The sequence below is a fragment of the Pseudomonas karstica genome (assembly GCF_009707515.1).
Classification (GTDB): Bacteria; Pseudomonadota; Gammaproteobacteria; order Pseudomonadales; family Pseudomonadaceae; genus Aquipseudomonas; species Aquipseudomonas karstica.
Genome location: NZ_WLYI01000032.1, coordinates 41,574 through 63,268, shown reverse-complemented (window position 1 = coordinate 63,268; position 21,695 = coordinate 41,574). Strand labels below are relative to the sequence as shown.

17 protein-coding genes are annotated in these 21,695 nt (G+C 58.9%); 7 read left to right on the top strand and 10 right to left on the bottom strand.

Features of this window, described 5'->3' with window-relative positions; genetic code table 11:
* Positions 1–58: 58 nt before the first annotated feature.
* Complete coding sequence (gene gloB / locus GIR22_RS21070) at positions 59–826, bottom strand: hydroxyacylglutathione hydrolase (protein ID WP_154745200.1); 768 nt, start codon at positions 824–826, stop codon at positions 59–61.
* A gap of 65 nt (positions 827–891) precedes the next feature.
* On the opposite strand from gloB, the gene GIR22_RS21065 reads away from it, so the two are divergent.
* Entirely contained in the window at positions 892–1,647 is a 756-nt protein-coding gene (locus tag GIR22_RS21065; protein WP_154745199.1) for a class I SAM-dependent methyltransferase, read from the top strand.
* An 88-nt stretch (positions 1,648–1,735) separates the two neighbouring features.
* Positions 1,736–2,188: a ribonuclease HI gene (gene rnhA, locus GIR22_RS21060; protein WP_010171667.1), complete on the top strand. Its 453-nt coding sequence runs from the start codon at positions 1,736–1,738 to the stop codon at positions 2,186–2,188.
* Between the two features lie 227 nt (positions 2,189–2,415).
* Here rnhA and GIR22_RS21055 read toward each other — a convergent pair whose 3' ends face one another.
* From GIR22_RS21055 to GIR22_RS21045, 3 genes are all read right to left on the bottom strand, one after another.
* Entirely contained in the window at positions 2,416–3,759 is a 1,344-nt protein-coding gene (locus GIR22_RS21055) for an MFS transporter (protein WP_154745198.1), read from the bottom strand.
* Positions 3,760–3,879: 120 nt separating this feature from the next.
* Complete coding sequence (locus tag GIR22_RS21050; protein WP_154745197.1) at positions 3,880–5,271, bottom strand: FAD-dependent oxidoreductase; 1,392 nt, start codon at positions 5,269–5,271, stop codon at positions 3,880–3,882.
* A gap of 46 nt (positions 5,272–5,317) precedes the next feature.
* Positions 5,318–5,668 carry a RidA family protein gene (locus GIR22_RS21045; RefSeq protein ID WP_154745196.1) on the bottom strand — a complete coding sequence of 117 codons (351 nt, stop codon included), beginning with the start codon at positions 5,666–5,668 and terminating at the stop codon, positions 5,318–5,320.
* A 549-nt stretch (positions 5,669–6,217) separates the two neighbouring features.
* On the opposite strand from GIR22_RS21045, the gene dnaQ reads away from it, so the two are divergent.
* The 3 genes from dnaQ (at position 6,218) to GIR22_RS21030 (ending at position 9,934) form a co-directional block, all read left to right on the top strand.
* Complete coding sequence (gene dnaQ / locus GIR22_RS21040; protein ID WP_154745195.1) at positions 6,218–6,964, top strand: DNA polymerase III subunit epsilon; 747 nt, start codon at positions 6,218–6,220, stop codon at positions 6,962–6,964.
* 124 nt (positions 6,965–7,088) lie between these two features.
* Positions 7,089–9,344: an Orn/Lys/Arg family decarboxylase gene (locus GIR22_RS21035; RefSeq protein ID WP_154745194.1), complete on the top strand. Its 2,256-nt coding sequence runs from the start codon at positions 7,089–7,091 to the stop codon at positions 9,342–9,344.
* 8 nt (positions 9,345–9,352) lie between these two features.
* Entirely contained in the window at positions 9,353–9,934 is a 582-nt protein-coding gene (locus GIR22_RS21030; protein WP_154745193.1) for a GNAT family N-acetyltransferase, read from the top strand.
* Here GIR22_RS21030 and GIR22_RS21025 read toward each other — a convergent pair whose 3' ends face one another.
* Together GIR22_RS21025 and GIR22_RS21020 are read right to left on the bottom strand one after the other, a co-directional pair.
* Positions 9,935–10,828: a LysR substrate-binding domain-containing protein gene (locus GIR22_RS21025; RefSeq protein WP_154745192.1), complete on the bottom strand. Its 894-nt coding sequence runs from the start codon at positions 10,826–10,828 to the stop codon at positions 9,935–9,937. It lies immediately after the preceding gene.
* An 88-nt stretch (positions 10,829–10,916) separates the two neighbouring features.
* Positions 10,917–11,153 carry a hypothetical protein gene (locus GIR22_RS21020; protein ID WP_154745191.1) on the bottom strand — a complete coding sequence of 79 codons (237 nt, stop codon included), beginning with the start codon at positions 11,151–11,153 and terminating at the stop codon, positions 10,917–10,919.
* A 227-nt stretch (positions 11,154–11,380) separates the two neighbouring features.
* On the opposite strand from GIR22_RS21020, the gene GIR22_RS21015 reads away from it, so the two are divergent.
* Positions 11,381–11,938 (top strand): NADPH-dependent FMN reductase, encoded by a 558-nt coding sequence (locus GIR22_RS21015; protein ID WP_154745190.1) that lies wholly within the window; start codon positions 11,381–11,383, stop codon positions 11,936–11,938.
* 113 nt (positions 11,939–12,051) lie between these two features.
* Here GIR22_RS21015 and GIR22_RS21010 read toward each other — a convergent pair whose 3' ends face one another.
* From GIR22_RS21010 to metH, 4 genes are all read right to left on the bottom strand, one after another.
* The gene (locus tag GIR22_RS21010; RefSeq protein WP_154745189.1) at positions 12,052–12,546 is read right to left on the bottom strand and encodes a DUF934 domain-containing protein; all 495 of its coding nucleotides are present in this window, start codon (positions 12,544–12,546) and stop codon (positions 12,052–12,054) included.
* Complete coding sequence (locus GIR22_RS21005) at positions 12,530–14,188, bottom strand: nitrite/sulfite reductase (RefSeq protein ID WP_154745188.1); 1,659 nt, start codon at positions 14,186–14,188, stop codon at positions 12,530–12,532. Before GIR22_RS21005 ends, GIR22_RS21010 begins: the two co-directional genes overlap by 17 nt.
* A gap of 415 nt (positions 14,189–14,603) precedes the next feature.
* Complete coding sequence (locus tag GIR22_RS21000) at positions 14,604–14,822, bottom strand: DUF2970 domain-containing protein (protein WP_154745187.1); 219 nt, start codon at positions 14,820–14,822, stop codon at positions 14,604–14,606.
* A gap of 159 nt (positions 14,823–14,981) precedes the next feature.
* The gene (gene metH, locus GIR22_RS20995) at positions 14,982–18,692 is read right to left on the bottom strand and encodes a methionine synthase (protein ID WP_154745186.1); all 3,711 of its coding nucleotides are present in this window, start codon (positions 18,690–18,692) and stop codon (positions 14,982–14,984) included.
* Between the two features lie 162 nt (positions 18,693–18,854).
* On the opposite strand from metH, the gene GIR22_RS20990 reads away from it, so the two are divergent.
* On the top strand, positions 18,855–21,146 hold the full coding sequence (locus GIR22_RS20990) for a fatty acid cis/trans isomerase (RefSeq protein WP_154745185.1): 2,292 nt from the start codon (positions 18,855–18,857) through the stop codon (positions 21,144–21,146).
* Positions 21,147–21,695: the final 549 nt, after the last annotated feature.

Here is a 21,695-nt window from a genome sequence, read left to right as displayed (position 1 = left end):
TAGAAAGCGCTTTGGTTCCGGTCAACCATTCAGAAATTCCGTATCAGAATCCTTCTTCTTAGAACGTATCTTTCCACGACCGCAAGCTAGCAAACACATCACTCCCGGACTGGTTATTGCGCCCATTCCGTTCGTCCGCTTTTTCTTTAACAGATGTTTCGGCAGTGCGCAGGAACGGGTTGGTGAGTTTTTCCAGGGCCAGGGTCGAAGGCAGGGTCATCTTGGCGTTGGCCCGCAGTTGGCTGACGTTTTTCAGCCGTTCGGCGATGTCGGCGTTGGTCGGCTCCACGGCTTGGGCAAATCTCAGGTTACTTTGTGTGTATTCGTGGGTGCAGTAGACCAGCGTGTCGGCTGGCAGGGCGGCCAAGCGTTCCAGGGAGGTATACATTTGTTCTGGCGTGCCCTCGAACAGGCGACCGCAACCGGCGGCAAACAAGGTGTCGCCGCAGAACAACTGGCCATGATGGTAAAAGGCGATATGGCCCAGGGTATGGCCGGGCACAGCGAAGACGTCGAAGTCCCAGCCCAGCACGTTGATGCGGTCGTTATCGTTCAGGGCGATATCCCGGGCCGGAATGTGTTCATTTGCCGGGCCGTATACCATCGCCCCGCAAACGCTTTTCAGTTGTTCGACACCGCCGACATGATCATGGTGGTGGTGCGTCACCAGGATATCGCTGAGCGTCCATTGCGGATGTTGCTCGAGCCAGGCGAGGACGGGCGCGGCATCGCCGGGGTCGACCACGGCGCAGCGGTGGCTGCGATGATCCTGTAACAACCAGATGTAGTTATCGGTGAAGGCGGGCAGGGCACTGATCTGTATCATTCTTTGATTCGCCAAGCTGAACACATTGGTGCATCTTAGAACGTCTTGGCGAGTTGGAGAATGCAATGACTGATAAAGCGTTCGCCCAGGCCGATCCTGAGTGGCTGGCTTTGATCGGCGCAGCCCGTGACTGGTTGTCGGGGCCTATCGGGCAATTTCTGCTGGATGAAGAGCGGCGCATGCTCGATGACGAACTGGGCCGGTTTTTTGGTGGATACCTGGTGCATTACGGCCCCTCGGCACAAAACCCGCCGGTTGCACCCCAGGTACAACGCAATGTGCGACTGGGAGCACCCTTGCCAGGGGTGGAGATCGTCTGCGAGGAGCAGGCCTGGCCATTGAGCGAGCATGCGGCCGATGTGGTGGTGTTGCAGCATGGCCTGGATTTCTGCCTGTCGCCCCACGGACTATTGCGCGAAGCTGCCAGTAGCGTGCGTCCGGGTGGCCATTTGCTGATCATTGGCATCAACCCCTGGAGCGGTTGGGGCTTGCGTCATTTCTTCGCCCATGACGGGTTACGCCAGGCGCGTTGCATCTCGCCTTCACGGGTCAGCGACTGGTTGAACCTGCTGGGCTTTGCGCTGGAGAAACGCCGCTTCGGGTGCTATCGTCCGCCGCTATCGTCCGCCAAGTGGCAGGGCCGGCTGGCCGGCTGGGAGCGCAGGGCCGGTGCCTGGCAACTGTCTGGCGGTGGTTTCTACTTGCTGGTGGCGCGCAAGATTGTGGTCGGGCTGCGGCCCGTACGCCAGGTGCGGCGTGAGCCCATGGGCAAACTGGTACCGATGCCGATGGCCAAGGTCAATCGTCACACCAGCGAGTAGTAGAACTCTCTTTTTGGTTTCAGGCCGAGCTTCTCGGTCTTGGGGTCTGTCGGTCGTTAATCGGCAGCCTTTTCGAATGGATATTGCAATGACCGATAGCGTAGAACTCTTCACCGATGGCGCCTGCAAGGGCAATCCTGGCCCTGGCGGCTGGGGCGCCTTGCTGGTGTGCAAGGGCGTGGAGAAGGAACTGTGGGGCGGCGAAGCCAATACCACCAATAATCGCATGGAATTGATGGGCGCCATTCGCGGCCTCGAAGAGCTCAAGCGCCGTTGTGACGTGTTGCTGGTGACCGACTCCCAGTACGTCATGAAGGGCATCAACGAATGGATGGTCAACTGGAAAAAGCGCGGCTGGAAAACGGCAGCCAAAGAACCCGTGAAGAATGCCGACCTGTGGCAGTTGCTCGACGAGCAATGCAATCGCCATAACATCACCTGGAAATGGGTGCGCGGCCATATCGGCCATCCTGGCAACGAACGGGCTGACCAGTTGGCCAACCGTGGCGTGGATGACGTGCGCGGCTACAAGCAGAGCTGATCAAGGCTCAAGCGCTGAAGGCCTCAGGCCTTCCTTGGGCCTCTGGTTGGATGAGGAGTTAATGCCCGCCCGTTGAAATGCACCGAACCGTTGGGCGCTGAACCCTGATGGCCGCCAGGGCCGGGGCGGGTTTCCAGGCAGCCATCAGGCAGGATCGGGAGGTTCCACGGGGTGGTCTGCCCGACCACGTCCAGTGGTTCATGGATGGATAATGGGTGGGTTCGAGTTCAGGAGTTGGCGCCGACAATGACCGGTTGCACCGGAGCCGAGGTTAACTCCTCCATTTCTACTGTTTTAGGGCGGCTGTTCCAAAACGGCACCAACATCAAGCTGGCCAGAAGTGCAGAGGCGGTGAATACCAGGAACACAGTGATGGTATCGAAGTAACCTGGCAGCAAGCCGCCGAGGATCGCACCTATCGAACCACAGCCGTTTACGAAGCCTGCGGCGGAGGCCGCTCCGTCCTTGCTACCGAAGTCAATCGCGGCCGAGCCGCCGAGCATTGAATCCGGTCCGTAGAGCGTCAGGCCCATCATGAATAGCAGGCCGACCACCATGTAAAGACTGCCGCTCTGCATGGCGGGAACGAACAGCCCGAGACATACCGTGAGGGCAACCAGGCTCAGGACGCAGACCGGTATACGGCGGGCGCCGAAGTACTTATCCGATGCGATACCGATGAGGATAGGACCTATCAGACCTGCCAGTTCAAAAGCGGTGGGGACAATTGCCGAGGCCACTTTGCCAATCTCAGGCATCCGTTCGTAGATAATCACTGGCCCCCACAGGAGGATGGCATAGCGCGCTGGCTTGAGCATGAAATAGGCAAGGCCGAGCACCAGCACGGTTCGATTTTTCATCACCGTGCGCAAGCCGGCCCACATACTTTCGCGCACAACTGTGACCTTGCTGACGGGTTCGATTTCGATCTCGACCGCAGGCAGCCCGACGTCTTCTGGCTGGTTGCGCTGGAGGAAAAAAAACAACACCGCAACCACCAGTACCACGATGGCGCTGCTGATGAACGCCATGCGCCAGTCATGGTAAGCGTTGTAGGCCCACCAACCGGCAAACGGCGTTGCAACCAGGCCACCGAAGGCGTAGGAGGTGCTCCAGTAACCCAGTACGCGGCCACGTTCGCTGGTGCTGAAGAAGCTGCCGACGTTCTTGCATAGACCAGACCAACCAGTAGACTGGGCAAGGCCCTGGATTAGCATGCAGGAGGCGAAGACCGGCAAGGTGGCGTAAGTACCCATGAGCAGCGCGGCGAGGGCCGAGATGACGAGCCCGCTCAGTACCACAACCCTTGGACCGAAACGGTCAGAAAAGCTGCCCCAAAGAAACTGCCCCAATGCATAAGCGGCTAGATAGATGGAGTCGAGATTGGCCATCATGGCCTTTTCAAGCACGAAGTCCTGGTCTTCGCCAATACCCAATTTGGCAACAGAAAAAGCTTTGCGGGTGAAGTAGAAGGCGGCATAGGCCACCCAGGTGATGAGGAAAACTTGCACGCGCCAACGCTGGAGCGATTTCCAGCCGGTTGCGAGAGGGCTTGTAGCGTTCTTATTCATGGTGTTCTGATCCCGTATGTGGTGCCAGACAGCGCAAAATCATGGGTTTTATTTTTGTTTTAGGTGCAGAAAATCTCTCCACGCAGGGTGGGCGTGAAGTTTCGTTGAGTGACCGGTGCGTTACCCCTTGTCTGACTTGCCGGCCGCAGCGGCGAATTTCGCCAGGCGCACATCCAATCGACGGGGGTGCTGGTTGTGGTCCTCGGCATGCTCCTTGCGGCGAATGGCGTTGCGCACCATCAGCGAGCCAAGGTAGCGGATCGGCTCTGGAGGGAAGTGGCCGAGCGGACCCTGCACCAGCGGTGAACGTGTCCAGGGGTTGTCCACCCCCAAAACCAGCGATGACAGGATTTGCCCTCCCATATGACAGGGACCGACGCCGCTGCCGGAATAGCCAAAGCCATAAAAGATGTTGCTGCTTGCGCCCATTCGGCCGAAGAAAGGTAGCCCTGTGACTGAACGATCGGACGGGCCATTCCATGTGGCGGCAATGCCAACATCGGCAAAGTCTGGAAAGAACTCAGTCAAGGTGTTGCGCAATAACCCTTTATAGGGCGAGGGCTGGTCAAATACTGGCAGGATACGCCCGCCATAGGCGAAGGTATTGCCACCTTTGCCGAGCATGATCCGGCCGTCCGGGGTGTTGTGGTAGTAATGCACGAAGATGCGTGAGTCGAGCACTGTGACCCCGCTGGTCAGGCCGATCCGCTCGAGCAGGTCAGGTCGTGGCTCGGTAATGATCATGTCACTGGAGACGATGGCTACCGAACGCGAAAACTGTGGAAAGGCACGGGCCATCCAGGCGTTCATCGCCAACACGACCCGATCGCAGGTCACTTTCCCGCTCGGCGTGTTGACGATGGCTGGCCGCCCCTCTTCCAAGCCGGTCATCGGCGAGCCTTCGTAGATGCGCACACCCAGCTCCATTGCGACTCGACGCAGACCGCGCACCAGCTTGCCCGGCTGCACACTGGCTGCCGCAGGCGAGAACCAGCCTTCAACGTGTCGGGTCGAACCCGCCATCCGCTGCACGTCAGCTAGCACGCACTTGGAGAAAGAGTTGATGCCATTGCGCTCCAGTGCGGCGATCACTCCGTCGGTCGAGCCGACCTGAGCGCGGTTAGTCGCCGTGTAAAGCGTGCCATCGAGACGGTAATCGGCATCAACCGCGTACTTCTCGCAAAAGCTGCCGATGGCGTAGATGCTTTGCTCAGACTCCTTGACCAGGCGTATGGCCTCTTTGACGCCGAACAAGCGCTCCAGGGTGAAGTACTTGGCCGACCAGGACAGTGCGCAGCCGCCGTTGCGCCCACTGGCGCCGGCACCGCAGATGTCGGATTCGACGATGACCACGTCCAGCTCGGGGTTCTGTTCCTTGAGCATGATGGCCGTCCACAAACCGGTGTAACCACCACCGACGATGCAGACATCGGCGCGGGTGTTCTGGCGCAGCGGCGGGCAGGGCGGGCCGGGTTGAGTTTTCAGGGCCTGATCGAGCCAGTAGGGGCGCATGCGGTCATCTCCATTTGAGCGGTTGGGGGCAGGATTGAGGAAGCAATCAGCCGCACGCGGCGACCACGATCATTTCCACGCGCCAACCGGGGTCGATCAAGTCGGCCAGGGTGCATGCTCGCGTGGGGGCATGGCCTTTGGGGAAAAACTCGTCCCAGACTTTATTGAGCCCTGCATAGTCCCCGCGATGGGCGAGCAGGATACGCACCGAAAGCACCTGCTTGCGGCTGCTGCCGGCACTGAGCAAAAGCTGCTCGATACCCTCGAGCACCTCGTGGGTCTGTGCCTCGATATCGCCACTGAGGTCCGTGGCAACCTGGCCACCGATGTAGAGATGGTTGTCATACCGGACCATGTCCGAGCGGCGTTTTATCGCGGCGAAACGTTCGATTTGCATTAAGCATTCCTGGGTTGATACGAGGGCGGCAGTGTTCGAGCACTGGTCGGGGGCTTGCGAAAGTCATGCTTGCAGTCATCGTCTATAAATAAAGTCGATTAACGTATGCATGAATAAGTTGAGCCTATGCCCAGGCTTCCCCGATGACGATTTCCCATACCCAACTCAAGGCGTTCCACGCCGTTGCTATCAACGGCAGTTTCACGCGCGCGATTATGAAATCGAGCGATCATGGCGGTCCTCTGTTTTTTGTTGTGAGGTGTGGCGCCATACTCATTACTGATTGCTAACAGTACAAATCGATAATTCCCAGGTGTGAATTGGTTCAGCCGATACCAGCTCGCACTACTTGGAGATTCGCAAGATTGGATTTTTCAGTCAGTTGAACAAACAGAAGGTCGCGTCGATAACGCTTTACACCTCTGCGTAGTGGAGGGGATGTCAATTGCTGCTTGCAGGCCATCGCCATTTGTTGCGGTGTTTTTTTGACGATATGTTAAGATTTGGCGCGTATTTACAGATGACTTAGTGATGACGGGTTACAAAAATATGGCTGACAGGAAGGTAGTACTCGATACCGAAACCACCGGCATGCCGGTGACCGACGGCCACCGGATCATTGAAATCGGTTGTGTCGAATTGCTGGGTCGCCGCCTCACCGGTCGCCACTTCCACGTGTACCTGCAACCGGACCGGGAAAGTGACGAAGGCGCCATTGGCGTCCACGGTATTACCAACGAATTCCTGGTGGGCAAGCCGCGTTTTGCCGAAGTGGCCGATGAGTTCTTCGAATTCATCAACGGCGCGCAACTGATCATCCATAACGCCGCGTTCGACGTCGGTTTCATCAATAACGAATTCGCCCTGATGGGGCAGACGGACCGTGCTGATATCACCCAGCATTGCACGATCCTCGACACCCTGATGATGGCGCGTGGGCGTCACCCGGGCCAGCGCAACAGCCTCGATGCGTTGTGCAAGCGCTATGGTGTCGACAACTCCGGCCGTGAGTTGCACGGCGCCTTGCTCGACTCCGAGATTCTGGCTGACGTCTACCTGACCATGACCGGCGGCCAGACCAGCCTGTCCCTGGCGGGTAACGCTTCGGATGGCAACGGTTCGGCGGAAAGCTCGGGTAATCGCGCTTCGGAAATTCGTCGCCTGCCGGCTGATCGCAAGCCCACCACTATCATTCGCGCCAGCGAGCAGGACCTGCTGGAGCATGCGGCGCGCCTGGAAGCCATTGCCAAGTCAGCCGGGGCTCCCGCGCTATGGACACAATTGACCGAGCAATAGGTCTATTGAGTCGATTAAATTTAAATGCAGGGGCGTGGCACTCCTAACTCGCACATTCGCGCCAAGCTTCTACCCTGAGTGTATTGGCGGACAGCCTTCCGCCGCCTCAGGACAACCTGCCCTCATGTACAAAGACCTGAAGTTCCCCGTCCTTATCGTGCACCGCGACATCAAGGCCGATACCGTCGCCGGTGACCGGGTTCGGGGTATCGCCCGGGAGTTGGAGCAGGAGGGCTTCAGTATCTTTTCTGCGGTGGACTACGCCGAAGGCCGCCTGGTTGCCTCGACCCATCACGGCCTCGCCTGCATGTTGATCGCCGCTGAGGGCGCTGGAGAAAACACTCATCTGCTGCAAAACATGGTGGAGCTGATTCGCCTGGCGCGAGTGCGAGCACCCAACCTGCCGATCTTTGCCCTGGGTGAGCAAGTTACCCTGGAAAACGCTCCGGCCGATGCCATGAGTGAACTCAACCAACTGCGGGGCATTCTCTACTTGTTCGAAGACACGGTGCCCTTCCTTGCCCGGCAAGTGGCCCGCGCCGCGCGCAGCTACCTCGATGGCCTGCTGCCGCCATTTTTCAAGGCCCTGGTGCAGCACACCGCCGACTCCAACTATTCCTGGCATACCCCCGGCCATGGTGGTGGCGTGGCCTATCGAAAGAGCCCGGTGGGGCAGGCATTTCATCAGTTTTTCGGAGAAAACACCCTGCGCTCGGACCTGTCGGTGTCGGTACCGGAACTGGGGTCGCTGCTGGACCACACCGGGCCCTTGGCCGAAGCTGAAGCGCGGGCGGCGCGTAATTTCGGCGCTGACCACACCTTCTTCGTGATCAATGGCACGTCCACCGCCAACAAGATTGTCTGGCACTCCATGGTCGGGCGTGATGACTTGGTGCTGGTAGATCGCAACTGTCACAAGTCGGTGTTGCACTCGATCATCATGACCGGCGCCATTCCGCTGTACCTGTGCCCGGAGCGCAATGAACTAGGGATCATCGGGCCGATTCCCCTGAGCGAGTTCAGCCCCGAATCCATCCGCGCCAAGATCGATGCCAGCCCGTTGACCCGTGGCCGTCCCGCAAAGGTCAAGATGGCGGTGGTCACCAACTCCACCTACGATGGCCTGTGTTACAACGCCGAGCTGATCAAGCAGCAACTGGGGAATAGCGTCGAGGTACTGCACTTCGATGAAGCCTGGTACGCCTATGCGGCATTTCATGAGTTTTTTTCCGGTCGCTATGGCATGGGCACGTCGCGTACGCCGGACAGCCCGCTGGTGTTCACGACGCACTCCACCCATAAACTGTTGGCGGCTTTCAGCCAGGCATCGATGATCCATGTGCAGGATGGTGGTGCCCGGCAACTGGATCGTGACCGTTTTAACGAAGCGTTCATGATGCATATTTCCACTTCGCCCCAGTACAGCATCATCGCTTCCCTGGACGTGGCATCAGCGATGATGGAAGGGCCCGCAGGGCGTTCGCTGCTGCAGGAAATGTTCGATGAAGCGTTGAGCTTTCGTCGCGCCCTGGCCAACTTGCGCCAGCACATTGACGCCCAAGACTGGTGGTTTTCCATTTGGCAGCCACCGCTGGTGGCCGGCATTGATCGGGTAGCCACGGCCGACTGGCTGCTGCAACCTGAAGCCGACTGGCACGGTTTTGGGGACATTGCAGAAGACTACGTGTTGCTCGACCCGATCAAGGTGACGCTGGTGATGCCGGGGCTGAGCGCCGGCGGGGTCTTGAGCGAATGCGGAATTCCCGCCGCGGTGGTCAGTAAATTTCTCTGGGAGCGCGGATTGGTGGTGGAAAAGACCGGGTTGTATTCTTTCCTGGTGCTGTTTTCCATGGGCATTACCAAAGGCAAGTGGAGCACCCTGCTTACGGAGTTGCTGGAATTCAAACGCAACTACGACGCCAATGTCAGTCTCGCAAGCTGTTTGCCTTCGGTGTATCAACAGAGCCCGGGACGGTATCAGGGCTTGGGTCTGCGGGACTTGTGCGATCAATTGCATGGCTGTTATCGCAGCAATGCCACGGCCAGGCACCTCAAGCGGATGTATACGGTGTTACCCGAGATTGCGATGAAGCCCGCGGATGCCTACGACCAATTGGTACGAGGTGAGGTCGAGGCGGTGCCCATCGATGCCTTGCCAGGACGTATCGCAGCGGTGATGCTGGTGCCTTATCCGCCGGGCATTCCGTTGATCATGCCTGGGGAGCGCTTTACTGAGGCGACTCGCTCTATCATCGACTACCTGGCCTTTGCGCGGGAGTTCGATAGCAGTTTCCCAGGTTTTATTGCTGATGTTCACGGGTTGCAACATGAAGACGACGGCAAGGTTCGTTGTTACACCGTCGATTGCATCAAGGTTTAGGGATAGCTATGCAAGTTGTGATGAATCCGAAGTACCCGGGGCTCAGTGTGCGAGTCGCCGACGAGGGGTTTGAAGCTTACGTGTGGGGCAATGATTTCAGCTTTGAAGTCAGCGCCTACGGTGTGCCGCAGATGGGCGCGCAGGTCGAACAGTGGGCACTCGAGCAGGTCTTGCCGTATCGCAAGTGCTATGGCATCGACCCGCAAGAGTTCGCCAGTTACCGGGGCGCGGTCGACAGTGCGGTGTTTATGGCCTACCTGGATGACCGGCCTGTGGGGCATGTCGTGGTCAGCACCAACTGGAACGGTTTTGCCCATGTGGATGAGTTGGCAGTGGTGTTGCCCGCGCGTCGCCATGGCGTGGCCAAGGCGCTGCTGGATGTGGCGCAGTTCTGGAGTCGCAAGAAAAACCTGCCGGGCATCATGCTGGAGACCCAGAACAACAACCTCGGCGCGTGTCGCTTGTATGAGCGTTGCGGGTATGTGATGGGGGGGATTGATCACTTGCGCTATCGTGGGATTGATCCGCAGACCAGGGAAGTGGCGATCTTTTGGTATCGGCTGTTCAAGTCTGAGCTGGAAGCGGCCTGATCAGAGAGTCAGCAGGTTTTCGGCTTTTTCCGTGACAATCTCCAGCAAGGCATTCAAGGCAGGGGAGGTCGTGCCTCCCTTCAGCGTCAACGCATACAACGTCACCAGGATCGGTGGTGATAAGGGGCAGGCATCCAGCCCGGCCTCCCGTGCGCCCGTGGCTGTGAACGGGTCGACAATCGCCAGGCCTTCCCCGGCCTCCACCATGCTGCGCATCATCTGATAGGTCTGCACGCGTGTCTGAATCACCGGCAGTGGGCGCAGGGCCTGCAACTTGCTGTCCAGCAGGCTGCTCAATGGGTCCTGGCCTTCCAGGCCAATCATTGATTGCCCGGCCAACTCTTGCAGCGCGATATATTTCTGCCGAGGCTTGAGCCAGCCATGGGGTGCCAGCAGTTGCAGCTTGCCCTGGGCCAGCGCGGCGCTGTGGATTTGTGGGTGTTCGGGGTCGTGCAGGCTCAGGCCCAGATCGGCTTCGTGCAACAGCAGGCTTTTGACGATCTCACGGGTTGGCTGGCTCGACAGGTTGCATGGCGTGTCCTGGAAACGACGGCGCAGCAGGGCCATGCTTTGCGGCAACAGTTGATTGGCCAGCGGCGCTGTGCAAAGCGTGCGAAGGGGTGGGGCGTGATGATGTTTCAAGCTGCTGGCCAGGCGTTGCACCGGCTCCAGGGCTTCATAAAGATGAGCGATTTGGCCTTGCAGTTCGAGGGTTTCGCGGGTGGCTTGCAGCCTTCCCCGGACGCTGGCGAACAGCATGAACCCCAGCTGTTGCTCAGCATCCTTGAGGGTAGTGTCAACATCAGCCACCGACAGTTGCAGCCACTCGGCAGCGGTGCCGAGATGACCGGTCTGCAAGATGGCCTGAATCACTTCGATATGACGTAGACGCATGTGTGAAGTCCATGTTCAGCGGGTAAAAGATTCAACACTTGAATCCTAACCCAAGTCCGTCCATATGACGTCTGCCTGGAGCATAAGGTTATGACGCGTAGGATGTTTGCGATTCGCGGACGATAATGGTCCCTGACTGAATCAACCGGAACTCGTCGCCGTCCATTTTTTCTACGCGGTCGCCAATGGCCAACTTGTAAGTGGTGGTAGGCGCCGATCCAGCCAGGTCGCTTTGCGCCGGGTTGGATTCCTGGAACTCATGCACGGAATAAATGCGGCCTTCCGCATCTCTGGCATGGAACTGTCCGACAAGTACTGCTGCCATCTGTTTAAAACCTCTGGGGATAAACACTCAATTTGCGGTGCTGTAGACCGTCATGGAGCGGGGTAGTTTGCCTACGCAAAAAAAATACTATTCGTTGACTTTTTCAGATGTTGCTTACGCTGCATGGCATACCTTGAATGCCATGGGTGTTGTAAAAACCTGTTGGCGGCAGGGCCGCGAAAACTCTATAACTACAAGCTCCTTTGGTTAGAAGTCAGGAAATCCCAATGAGCAAGGTCTACACGGTCGCCGTCCTGGTCGGCAGCTTGAGAAAAGAGTCGATCAACCGCAAGGTTGCCTTGGCATTGGCCGAGTTGGCGCCTGCCAATCTCAAGTTGAACATTGTCGAAATCGGCGATTTGCCGCTCTACAACGAAGACCTCGACGGCCCTGTCCCGCCGGCAGCCTACAGTACTTTCCGTCAGCATGTGGGTTCATCCGACGCGGTGTTGTTCGTGACTCCCGAATACAACCGCTCCATGCCCGCTGCGTTGAAGAACGCGATTGACGTAGGTTCCCGCCCGTATGGCCAGAGTGTCTGGGGTGGCAAGCCGGGTGCGGTGATCAGTGTGTCCCCTGGCGCTATCGGCGGTTTTGGCGCGAATCACCAGTTGCGCCAGTCCCTGGTATTTCTCGATGTACCGTGCATGCAGCAGCCGGAAGCTTACCTGGGTAACGCCGGCAGCGCATTTGATGAGTCGGGCAAGGTGTCACAAAGAACCCGGACGTTCTTGCAGGCGTTTATCGATGCGTATGGCAAGTGGGTGGAAAAGCAGAAGGCGTAATGTCCACGCACTGACGTGCCCCGGCTTCTGCACAGCCTGATCAGTGCCCCATGAAAAAGCCCCGACTCTGTGAACCAGATGTCGGGGCTTTCATTTGCCGCTCAACCTCAGTCTCAGCGTCGGCGGAACAGTGGCAACGGCTCGTCGGTTGCTGCCTGGTAGGTCACCGAGAAATCCTTGAGGCTTTCCAGGGCTTCATAGGGGTCTTTGTCGGCGCGCAAGGCGTAGGCATCGAACCCGCAGCGGCGCAGGTAGAACAACTGGTCGCGCAATACATCGCCAATGGCCCGCAATTCACCCTTGTAACCGTAACGGTCACGCAACAGGCGGGCGTTGGAGTAGTTGCGGCCGTCGGTAAAGGCCGGGAAGTTCAGGGCGATAACCTGGAAGTGCTCAACAAAGTCACCGATTTCTTCGGCTTCTTCATCGGCGTCCAGCCACACCCCCAAGCCACCGTCGCGGGCCTTGAGGGCGTGAGCGTGGTCGCGCCACAAGGCCAGTGGCACGATCAGGTCGTCGCAGTTGGAAATGCCATCGAAGCTCGCGTCCTTGGGCAGCAGGTGCCAGGTTTCGTCGATGACCTCGTTGTGTTTAATGATTCGCTGCATAGACACGCTCCTTGAACAGGTCGATGCCGATGCGCTGGTAGGTGTCGATGAAACGCTCATCTTCGGTGCGCTGTTCAACGTAGACGTCGATCAACTTACCGATCACCTCCGGCATGGCTTCCTGGGCGAAGGACGGGCCGAGGATCTTGCCCAGGCTCGCGTCGCGGCTGGCGCTGCCGCCCAGGGACACTTGATAGAATTCTTGGCCTTTCTTGTCCACCCCAAGAATGCCGATATGGCCAACGTGGTGATGACCACAGGCGTTCATGCAGCCGGAGATGTTCAGGTCCAGTTCGCCGATGTCGAACAGGTAGTCCAGGTCGTCGAAGCGGCGCTGGATCGATTCGGCAATCGGGATCGACTTGGCGTTGGCCAGGGAACAGAAATCGCCACCCGGGCAGCAGATGATGTCGGTCAACAGGCCAATGTTTGGCGTGGCGAAACCTTGTTCGCGCAGTTCGCCCCACAGGGTGAACAGTTGGGCTTGCTCGACGTCCGCCAGGATAATGTTCTGCTCGTGGGAGGTACGCAACTGGCCGAAGCTGTAACGCTCGGCCAGGTCGGCGATGCCGTCCAGTTGTTTGTCAGTGACATCACCCGGCGCCACACCGGTAGGTTTGAGCGACAGGGTCACGGCAACATAACCCGGTTTCTTGTGGGCTAGGGTATTGCGCACACGCCAGCGGGCGAAACCCGGGTGCTGTTGGTCGAGCTCGGCGAGTTCGGCGTCCAGCTTGCTCAGGGCCTTGTAGTCCGGATCGACGAAGTGCTTGGCGACACGGTGCACTTCGGCTTCGGTCAGCGTGGTTTGGCCGCCGCGCAGGTGTTCCATCTCGGCGTCGACTTTTTGGGCGAAGACCTCGGGGGTGAGGGCCTTGACCAGGATCTTGATCCGCGCCTTGTACTTGTTGTCACGACGACCATAGCGGTTGTACACACGCAGGATGGCGTCGAGGTAGCTCAACAGGTCCTGCCACGGCAGGAACTCATTGATAAAGGCGCCGACCACCGGGGTACGCCCCAGGCCGCCACCTACGAGTACACGAAAGCCCAGTTCGCCTGCGGCGTTATGCACCGGCTCCAGGCCGATATCGTGGACTTCAATTGCCGCACGGTCCGAGGTCGAGCCATTGATGGCGATCTTGAACTTGCGTGGCAGGTAAGCGAACTCGGGGTGGAACGTCGTCCATTGACGCACGATTTCACACCAGGGGCGCGGGTCGATCAGCTCATCGGCGGCAACACCGGCGAACTGGTCGGTGGTGACGTTACGCAGGCAGTTACCACTGGTCTGAATCGCGTGCATCTGCACGGTGGCCAATTCAGCCAGGATGTCCGGCACGTCTTCCAGGGCCGGCCAGTTGAACTGAACATTCTGGCGGGTGCTGATGTGGGCGTAGCCCTTGTCGAAGTCGCGGGCAATCCTGGCCATCATTCGCGTCTGGCGCGAGGTCAGTTGGCCATAGGGCACGGCCACCCGGAGCATCGGCGCAAAGCGCTGAATATAAAGGCCATTTTGCAGGCGCAGAGGGCGGAACTCTTCTTCGCTCAGTTCACCTGCCAGATAGCGTCGGGTCTGATCACGGAACTGCTTGACGCGGTCCTCGATGATGCGCTGATCGTATTCGTCGTATACGTACATATAGGTCCTGTTCTCGGCAAATCTGCGCGCACGGCCGCGCACTCCCAACGGAGCCGGCGCACGATACCAGTTTGCGTTTATGCGCAAAAGTGATGTTTGAGTATATGCAAAGAACCAAATCGACTAATGAGACTGGTTATCGTATTACCCACATTTGTCATGCGGGCAATCATGGACTTTACTGTGGTCGAGTCTTGATGCAATCACCTATAAAACCGACAAGAGGCGATGCGATGAGCAATCCAACCAAAGCCCGCAAAAGCGACAGTGCCGTGGACGCGTGGGCGATTCTTTTCCTGATTATCCTGGTGGTTTCAACCGCTGTGTTCTGGGTCAGTCATCAGTAGGACGAGGGTGAGATCTTGAGGTAAGGCAAATGAGGGAGCCGCGGGGCTGCTCCCTCATCCTGCATGGGCTACACCCCCGCCAGGTGCAACACCAGCTTGACGATGCCAAACAGCGTTAGCGCGAACACCGCCGTGAACAGGATGCCCAGGATCACAAAATGGCTGGGCTTGCCGTGGGTGAAGTCGCGGGCGCGGTTCTTGCCGCTTTGCACGCCAAAGGCGGCAGCCACCACGCTGTGAAGCATTTGCCAGAAGGTTGGCGGCTTGTTGTCGGCTGGATCGTCCATGCATCCCTCACTACAAGGTGTGTGAGGACAGCATAGTCAACTTCTCCTCTCATTGTAGGTGCGGGCTTGCCCGCTAAGGACGTCAACGATAATGCGTGCTACCTGAATACACGCGGGGTCCTTGAGTCCTTCGCGGGCAAGCCCGCTCCTACAAGGGGATCAGTTGTCGTAACCCAGGTTCGGCGCCAGCCACCGCTCGCTTACGGCCAAGTCCTGACCTTTACGGGCGGTGTAGCTCGTCACCTGATCCTTGTCGACCTTGCCCACGGCAAAGTACTGCGCCTGTGGGTGGGCGAAATACCAGCCACTGACTGCTGCCGCCGGGAACATCGCATAATGCTCGGTGAGGAACACGCCGCTGCGTCCGGCCTGCATTTCGCTGGCCTCGGGGTCCAGGAGCTTGAACAGCGCGCTTTTCTCGGTGTGATCCGGGCACGCCGGGTAGCCGGGGGCAGGGCGGATGCCGCTGTATTGCTCCTTGATCAGCGCATCGTTGTCCAATTGCTCGTCTTTGGCGTAGCCCCAGTAGTCCTTGCGAACCTGCTGGTGCAGCCACTCGGCGCAGGCCTCGGCCAGGCGGTCGGCCAGGGCCTTGACCATGATCGAGTTGTAATCGTCCCCTGCGTCCTGATAAGCCTTGGCCACTTCTTCGGCACCGATGCCGGCGGTGGTGATGAAGCCGCCGATGTAGTCGGCCACGCCGCTGTCCTTGGGGGCCACGAAGTCGGCCAGGGAAAAGTTCGGCTTGCCGTCGGTCTTGATGATCTGTTGGCGCAAGTGGTGCAGGCGAGCCAGCGGCTGGCCGTCGTCGCCGTAGACTTCCAGGTCATCGTCCTGCACCTGGTTGGTCGGCCAGAAGCCAAACACGGCGCGGGCACTGATGAGCTTTTCGTCGATCAGTTTTTTCAGCATTTCCCGGGCGTCGGCGTACAACGCGGTGGCGGCTTCACCGACGACTTCATCGTCAAGGATGCGTGGGAATTTGCCGGCCAGGTCCCAAGAGATAAAGAACGGCGTCCAGTCGATGTACTCGGCCAGGACGTTGAGGTCGATATTGTCCAGTACCTTGGCGCCTGTGAACGTCGGCTTGACCGGCGTGTAGTGGCTCCAATCGAACTGCGGCTTCTTGGCGATGGCCGCCGGATAACTCAAGCGCTCGGTACGGGCGCTGCGGTTGGCGGTGCGCTCGCGTACGTCGATGTATTCCAGGCGGGTTTTCTCGACAAAACCGGCTTTCAGCTCCTTGGACAGCAACTGCGTGGCCACGCCCACCGCGCGGGAAGCGTCGGTGACGTAGATCACAGCGTCATTGCTGTACTTGGGTTCGATCTTCACTGCCGTGTGCGCCTTGGACGTCGTAGCGCCACCGATCATCAACGGCAGGTGGAAATCCTGGCGTTGCATCTCGCGGGCCACGTGGACCATTTCATCCAGGGATGGGGTGATCAGGCCGGACAGGCCGATGATGTCGCATTTTTGTTCCTTGGCCACTTGGAGGATCTTCTCTGCCGGTACCATCACGCCCAAGTCGACGATGTCATAGCCGTTGCAGCCGAGCACCACGCCGACAATGTTCTTGCCGATGTCATGCACGTCGCCTTTCACGGTAGCCATCAGGATCTTGCCCTTGGCTTCAGGCTTGTCGCCTTTTTCCAGCTCGATAAACGGAATCAAGTGGGCCACGGCCTGTTTCATCACCCGGGCGGATTTCACCACCTGGGGCAGGAACATTTTGCCGGCGCCGAACAGGTCGCCGACGATGTTCATGCCAGACATCAGTGGGCCTTCGATCACCTCGATCGGGCGGGCGAAGGACTGCCGGGATTCCTCGGTGTCTTCCACGATGTGGGTGGTGATGCCCTTGACCAGCGCGTGTTCCAGGCGCTTGTTGACGTGCCAGCCGCGCCATTCCTCGGTCTCGGCTTCCTTGACGCTGCCATCGCCCTTGTATTTGTCGGCGATGGCGAGGAGGGCGTCGGTGCCTTCCGGGGTGCGATTGAGGATCACGTCTTCAACGGTGTCACGCAGTTCCGCCGGGATCTGGTCGTAGATCTCCAACTGGCCGGCGTTGACGATACCCATGGTCAGGCCATTGCGGATCGCGTACAGCAGGAACACCGAGTGGATCGCCTCACGTACCGGGTTGTTGCCGCGGAACGAGAACGACACGTTGGACACGCCGCCCGAGGTCAGGGCGTAAGGCAGTTCGTCACGGATATAGGCACAGGCGTTGATGAAGTCGACGGCATAGTTATTGTGCTCTTCGATACCGGTGGCGATGGCAAAGATGTTCGGGTCGAAAATGATGTCTTCCGGTGGGAAGCCCACGTCATTGACCAGGATGTCGTAGGAGCGTTTGCAGATTTCCTTTTTACGCGCCTCGGTGTCGGCCTGGCCGGACTCGTCGAACGCCATCACCACCACCGCGGCGCCGTAGCGCTTGCACAGTTTGGCGTGGTGAATGAACTGCTCTACGCCTTCCTTCATACTGATGGAGTTGACGATGCCCTTGCCCTGGATGCACTTCAGGCCGGCCTCGATCACTTCCCACTTGGAGGAGTCGATCATGATTGGCACGCGGGAGATGTCCGGCTCGCCGGCAATCAGATTGAGGAAGGTCACCATGGCCTTCTTCGAATCGAGCATGCCTTCGTCCATGTTGATGTCGATCACCTGGGCGCCGGCTTCCACCTGTTGCAGGGCGACTTCCAGGGCTTCGGTGTAGTTGTCTTCACGGATCAGCCGGGCGAATTTGGCGGAACCGGTGATGTTGGTCCGCTCGCCGACGTTGACGAACAACGAGCTGCGATCAATGGTGAACGGCTCCAGGCCCGACAAGCGACAGGCCTTGGGAATGTCCGGAATCTGGCGCGGGGCATAGCCGGCCACAGCGTTGGCAATGGCTTCGATATGCCCCGGTGTGGTACCGCAGCAACCGCCGACAATGTTGAGGAAGCCGCTCTGGGCGAATTCCTCGATGACCTTGGCGGTTTCGGCTGGCAGTTCGTCGTACTCGCCGAATTCGTTGGGCAGGCCGGCGTTCGGGTGGGCGGAAACGTAGGTGCTGGCCTTGTTCGACAGCTCTTCCAGGTACGGTCGCAGTTCACTGGCCCCAAGGGCACAGTTCAGGCCTACGGAAATCGGCTTGGCGTGGCTGATGGAGTTCCAGAACGCTTCAGTGGTCTGGCCCGACAGGGTGCGGCCGGAGGCGTCGGTGATGGTGCCGGAAATCATGATTGGCAATTCGACGCCCAACTCCTCGTACACGCCCTGCACGGCGAAGATCGCGGCCTTGGCGTTGAGGGTGTCGAAGATGGTTTCGATGAGGATCATGTCCGCACCGCCTTCGATCAGGCCTTTGGTGGCCTCGGTGTAGTTCTCCACCAGTTCATCGAAGGTCACGTTGCGGTAGCCGGGGTTGTTCACGTCAGGCGACAGTGAGCAGGTACGGCTGGTAGGGCCGAGGACGCCGGCGACGAAACGCGGGCGATCCGGGGTCTCGAGGGTTTTTGCGTCAGCGACCTTACGCGCCAGGCGGGCACCCTCTACGTTCAATTCGTAGGCCAGCTCTTGCATGCCGTAGTCGGCCTGGGACACCTGGGTGGCGTTGAACGTGTTGGTTTCGAGAATGTCGGCGCCGGCATCCAGGTAGGCCTTTTCGATCCCGCCGATCACGTCCGGACGGGTGATGATCAACAGGTCGTTGTTGCCCTTGACGTCGCTCGGCCAGTCAGCGAAGCGTTGGCCACGGTAATCTCCTTCTTCCAGTTTGTAGCTCTGGATCATCGTGCCCATACCGCCATCCAGGATCAGGATGCGTTCCTTGAGAGCTTGGTGGAGGGCTTGCAGACGAACGCTACGATCGGACATGGGACTACTCTGGTCAGGCGATTACGAAGGGTATGGATCATAACAAACCTGTGCGCTTTTTGAGTATGTTCGGGGTTTGCATGAATATCGCTCATGTTGGTGGTGGCAGTACCTCGGTAGAATCGCCCGGTTTATCACACGCATTGAATCGGGACCGGGAACATGTCGCATCGCCTCATCATCAGCACTTTCCTATTGCTGATTGCCAGCAGCACCCAGGCCCAGGGTCCTGCCCCGGCGATTTCCTATGCCCGGGACATTCAACCGATCTTTACCCAGAAGTGCGTGGCTTGCCACGCCTGCTACGATTCGGCCTGTCAGCTCAACCTGGGCAGCGGTGAAGGGGTTGCGCGAGGGGCCACCAAGGTTCCGGTCTACGACGGCGAGCGCGGCAAGGCAACGCAGCCCACCCGTTTGTTCTATGACGCTTTCGGCAAGGCCGCCTGGCAGCGCCAGGGCTTTGGCTCGGTGCTCGACGCCCAGGGTAGCCAGGCGGCGTTGATGGCGCGGATGCTGGAGTTGGGGCATAAGGTGCCCCTGCAGCCCAATGCCAAGTTGCCAGACGACATCGTCCTGGGCCTGAATCGCGAGAATATGTGCCCATTGCCTGGAGAGTTCGAGGCCTATGCCGGCGCTCACCCCAGGGAAGGCATGCCCCTGGCCGTCACCGGGCTGACCGACCAGCAGTACCAGACCCTGCAACGCTGGCTGGCCTCCGGAGCCCCGATCGACGAACAAGGCCTGGCACCCAGCGCGAAGGAAGCGCTGCAGGTCCAGCAGTGGGAAAACCTGTTCAACCAACCTGGCGCCCGGGAAAGCTTGGTGGCGCGCTGGCTGTACGAGCATCTGTTCCTGGCGCATATCTATTTTGAAGGCAGCGAGCCGGGGCATTTTTTCCAGTGGGTACGCTCCAGAACCCCCAGTGGCCAGCCGATTGACTTGATCAACACCCGTCGCCCCAATGATGATCCGGGGACTCAGGTGTACTATCGCCTGTGGCCGGTTCAAGGGGTGATCGTGCACAAGACGCACATCACCTATCCGTTTAGTGCCGAGAAAATGGCCCGGGTCAAGTCGTTGTTCTACGCCGGCGACTGGCAGGTCAATGCACTGCCGGGCTACGGGCCAGGGCGCCGGGCCAATCCCTTCGAGACCTTCGAAGCCATCCCGGCCAAGGCCCGTTACCAGTTCATGCTGGATAACGCCGAATACTTCGTGCGCACCTTTATTCGCGGCCCCGTGTGCCGCGGACAGATTGCCACGGATGTTATTCGCGACAACTTCTGGACCCTGTTCCAGGATCCTGAGCATGACCTGTACATCACCGATGCGCGCTACCGTGGCCAAGCCACGCCATTGCTGGCGATGCCGGGGCAGAACGATGACGTGGGCAGTGTACTGAGCCTGTGGCTGGCTTACCGCGACAAGCGCAACGCCTATGAGGCTCTGCGCCGCGACAGCTACACGGACTTATCGCCGCCCGGCTGGTCAACCTTGTGGGCGGGTAACGATAATGCGTTGTTATCGATCTTCCGTCACTTCGACAGCGCTGCGGTGAACAAGGGGCTGATCGGCGAAGTCCCGCAAACGATGTGGCTTTTCGACTACCCGTTGCTGGAGCGCACTTATTACCAGTTGGCGGTCAACTTCGATGTCTTTGGCAACGTCTCCCATCAGGCGCAGACTCGGCTGTATTTCGACCTGATCCGTAACGGTGCCGAACAGAATTTCCTGCGCCTGATGCCCGCCGACACCCGGGAGGGTTTCCTCGACGATTGGTATCAGAATAGTGGCAAGGTCAAGCTGTGGCTGGACTATGAAGCCATCGACGATAACAAGCCCACTGGCCTGGCGCTGGATGAAAAGGACCCCAAGCGCGACTTTGCCAACCAACTGCTGGCCCGTTATGGCGAGCTGAACGTCAGCCCGGACCCGATCAACCGGTGTGTCAGTGCCTATTGTTCACGTCCAGGTATTGATCCGGTGCTGCGGGATGCTGAACAGGCCTTGAGCCGATTGACCTCGCGACCGGCGGCTGGGCTCAAGGTGATTGAGCAACTGCCGGAGGCTACGATGCTACGGATCGAGACTCGCAGTGGTAAGCGTGAGGTCTATAGCCTGTTGCGTAACCGGGCGCACAGTAATGTGGCGTTTATGTTGGGTGAGGCTTATCGCTATCAGCCGGGGCTGGATACGGTGACGATTTATCCGGGGGTGCTGAGTAGCTATCCGAATTTCATGTTCAATATTCCGGCTGAGGAAGTGCCGGAGTTTGTGGCGGCGATGGAAAATGCCAAGGATGCGAAGCGGTTTGAGGCAATTGTGGATCGGTGGGGGATTCGCCGTAGTCATCCGCAGTTTTGGCAGTATTTTCATGACTTGTCGCGGTACATCCGGGAGTCCACGCCGGTGGAAGAGGGGGTGTTGGATATGAATCGGTATGAGAATTTGTAGGTGGTTGTTGGGGGTGGGATTGGGGGCATATCCGTTGCTGCGGTCACGGCGGCTATTGGTTTCGCTTTTACAGCGACTCACTTTGGAAAAGCCCCAAAGTAAGCAAAGGGCTCTTGCCCCACCACTTGGTGCCTCGCTGTGGCTCGGCATGCCCGCAGTCCGACATTGATCCGGGGGGCCGCCGCAATGGGCCATCCCTGGCCCAGTGCGGCTAAACCGGCGTCCTGCCGGTTTACCCCCCGAATCAATGCCGGACTCCGGCCATCGTGGTTTAACGGGGCGCCTAGATCAAGATCAACAGCCAGATCAAGAGAGTGCTGACTTCGTCAGCGAATAAGGACGTCAGGGCAAGAGCAACAGCGCGTACGCTTCAGAGGATAGGTCGGCTGTCAGGCCGCCTCGCTTTTGCTCTGTTTTTGATCTAGGCGCCCCGTTAAACCACGCTGGCCGAACGCAGGTATTACGCAGTGGGCAAACCGGCAGGACGCCGGTTTAGCCGTGTTGGGCCATGGATGGCCCGTCGCGGCGGCCCACGGAGTAATGCCTGCG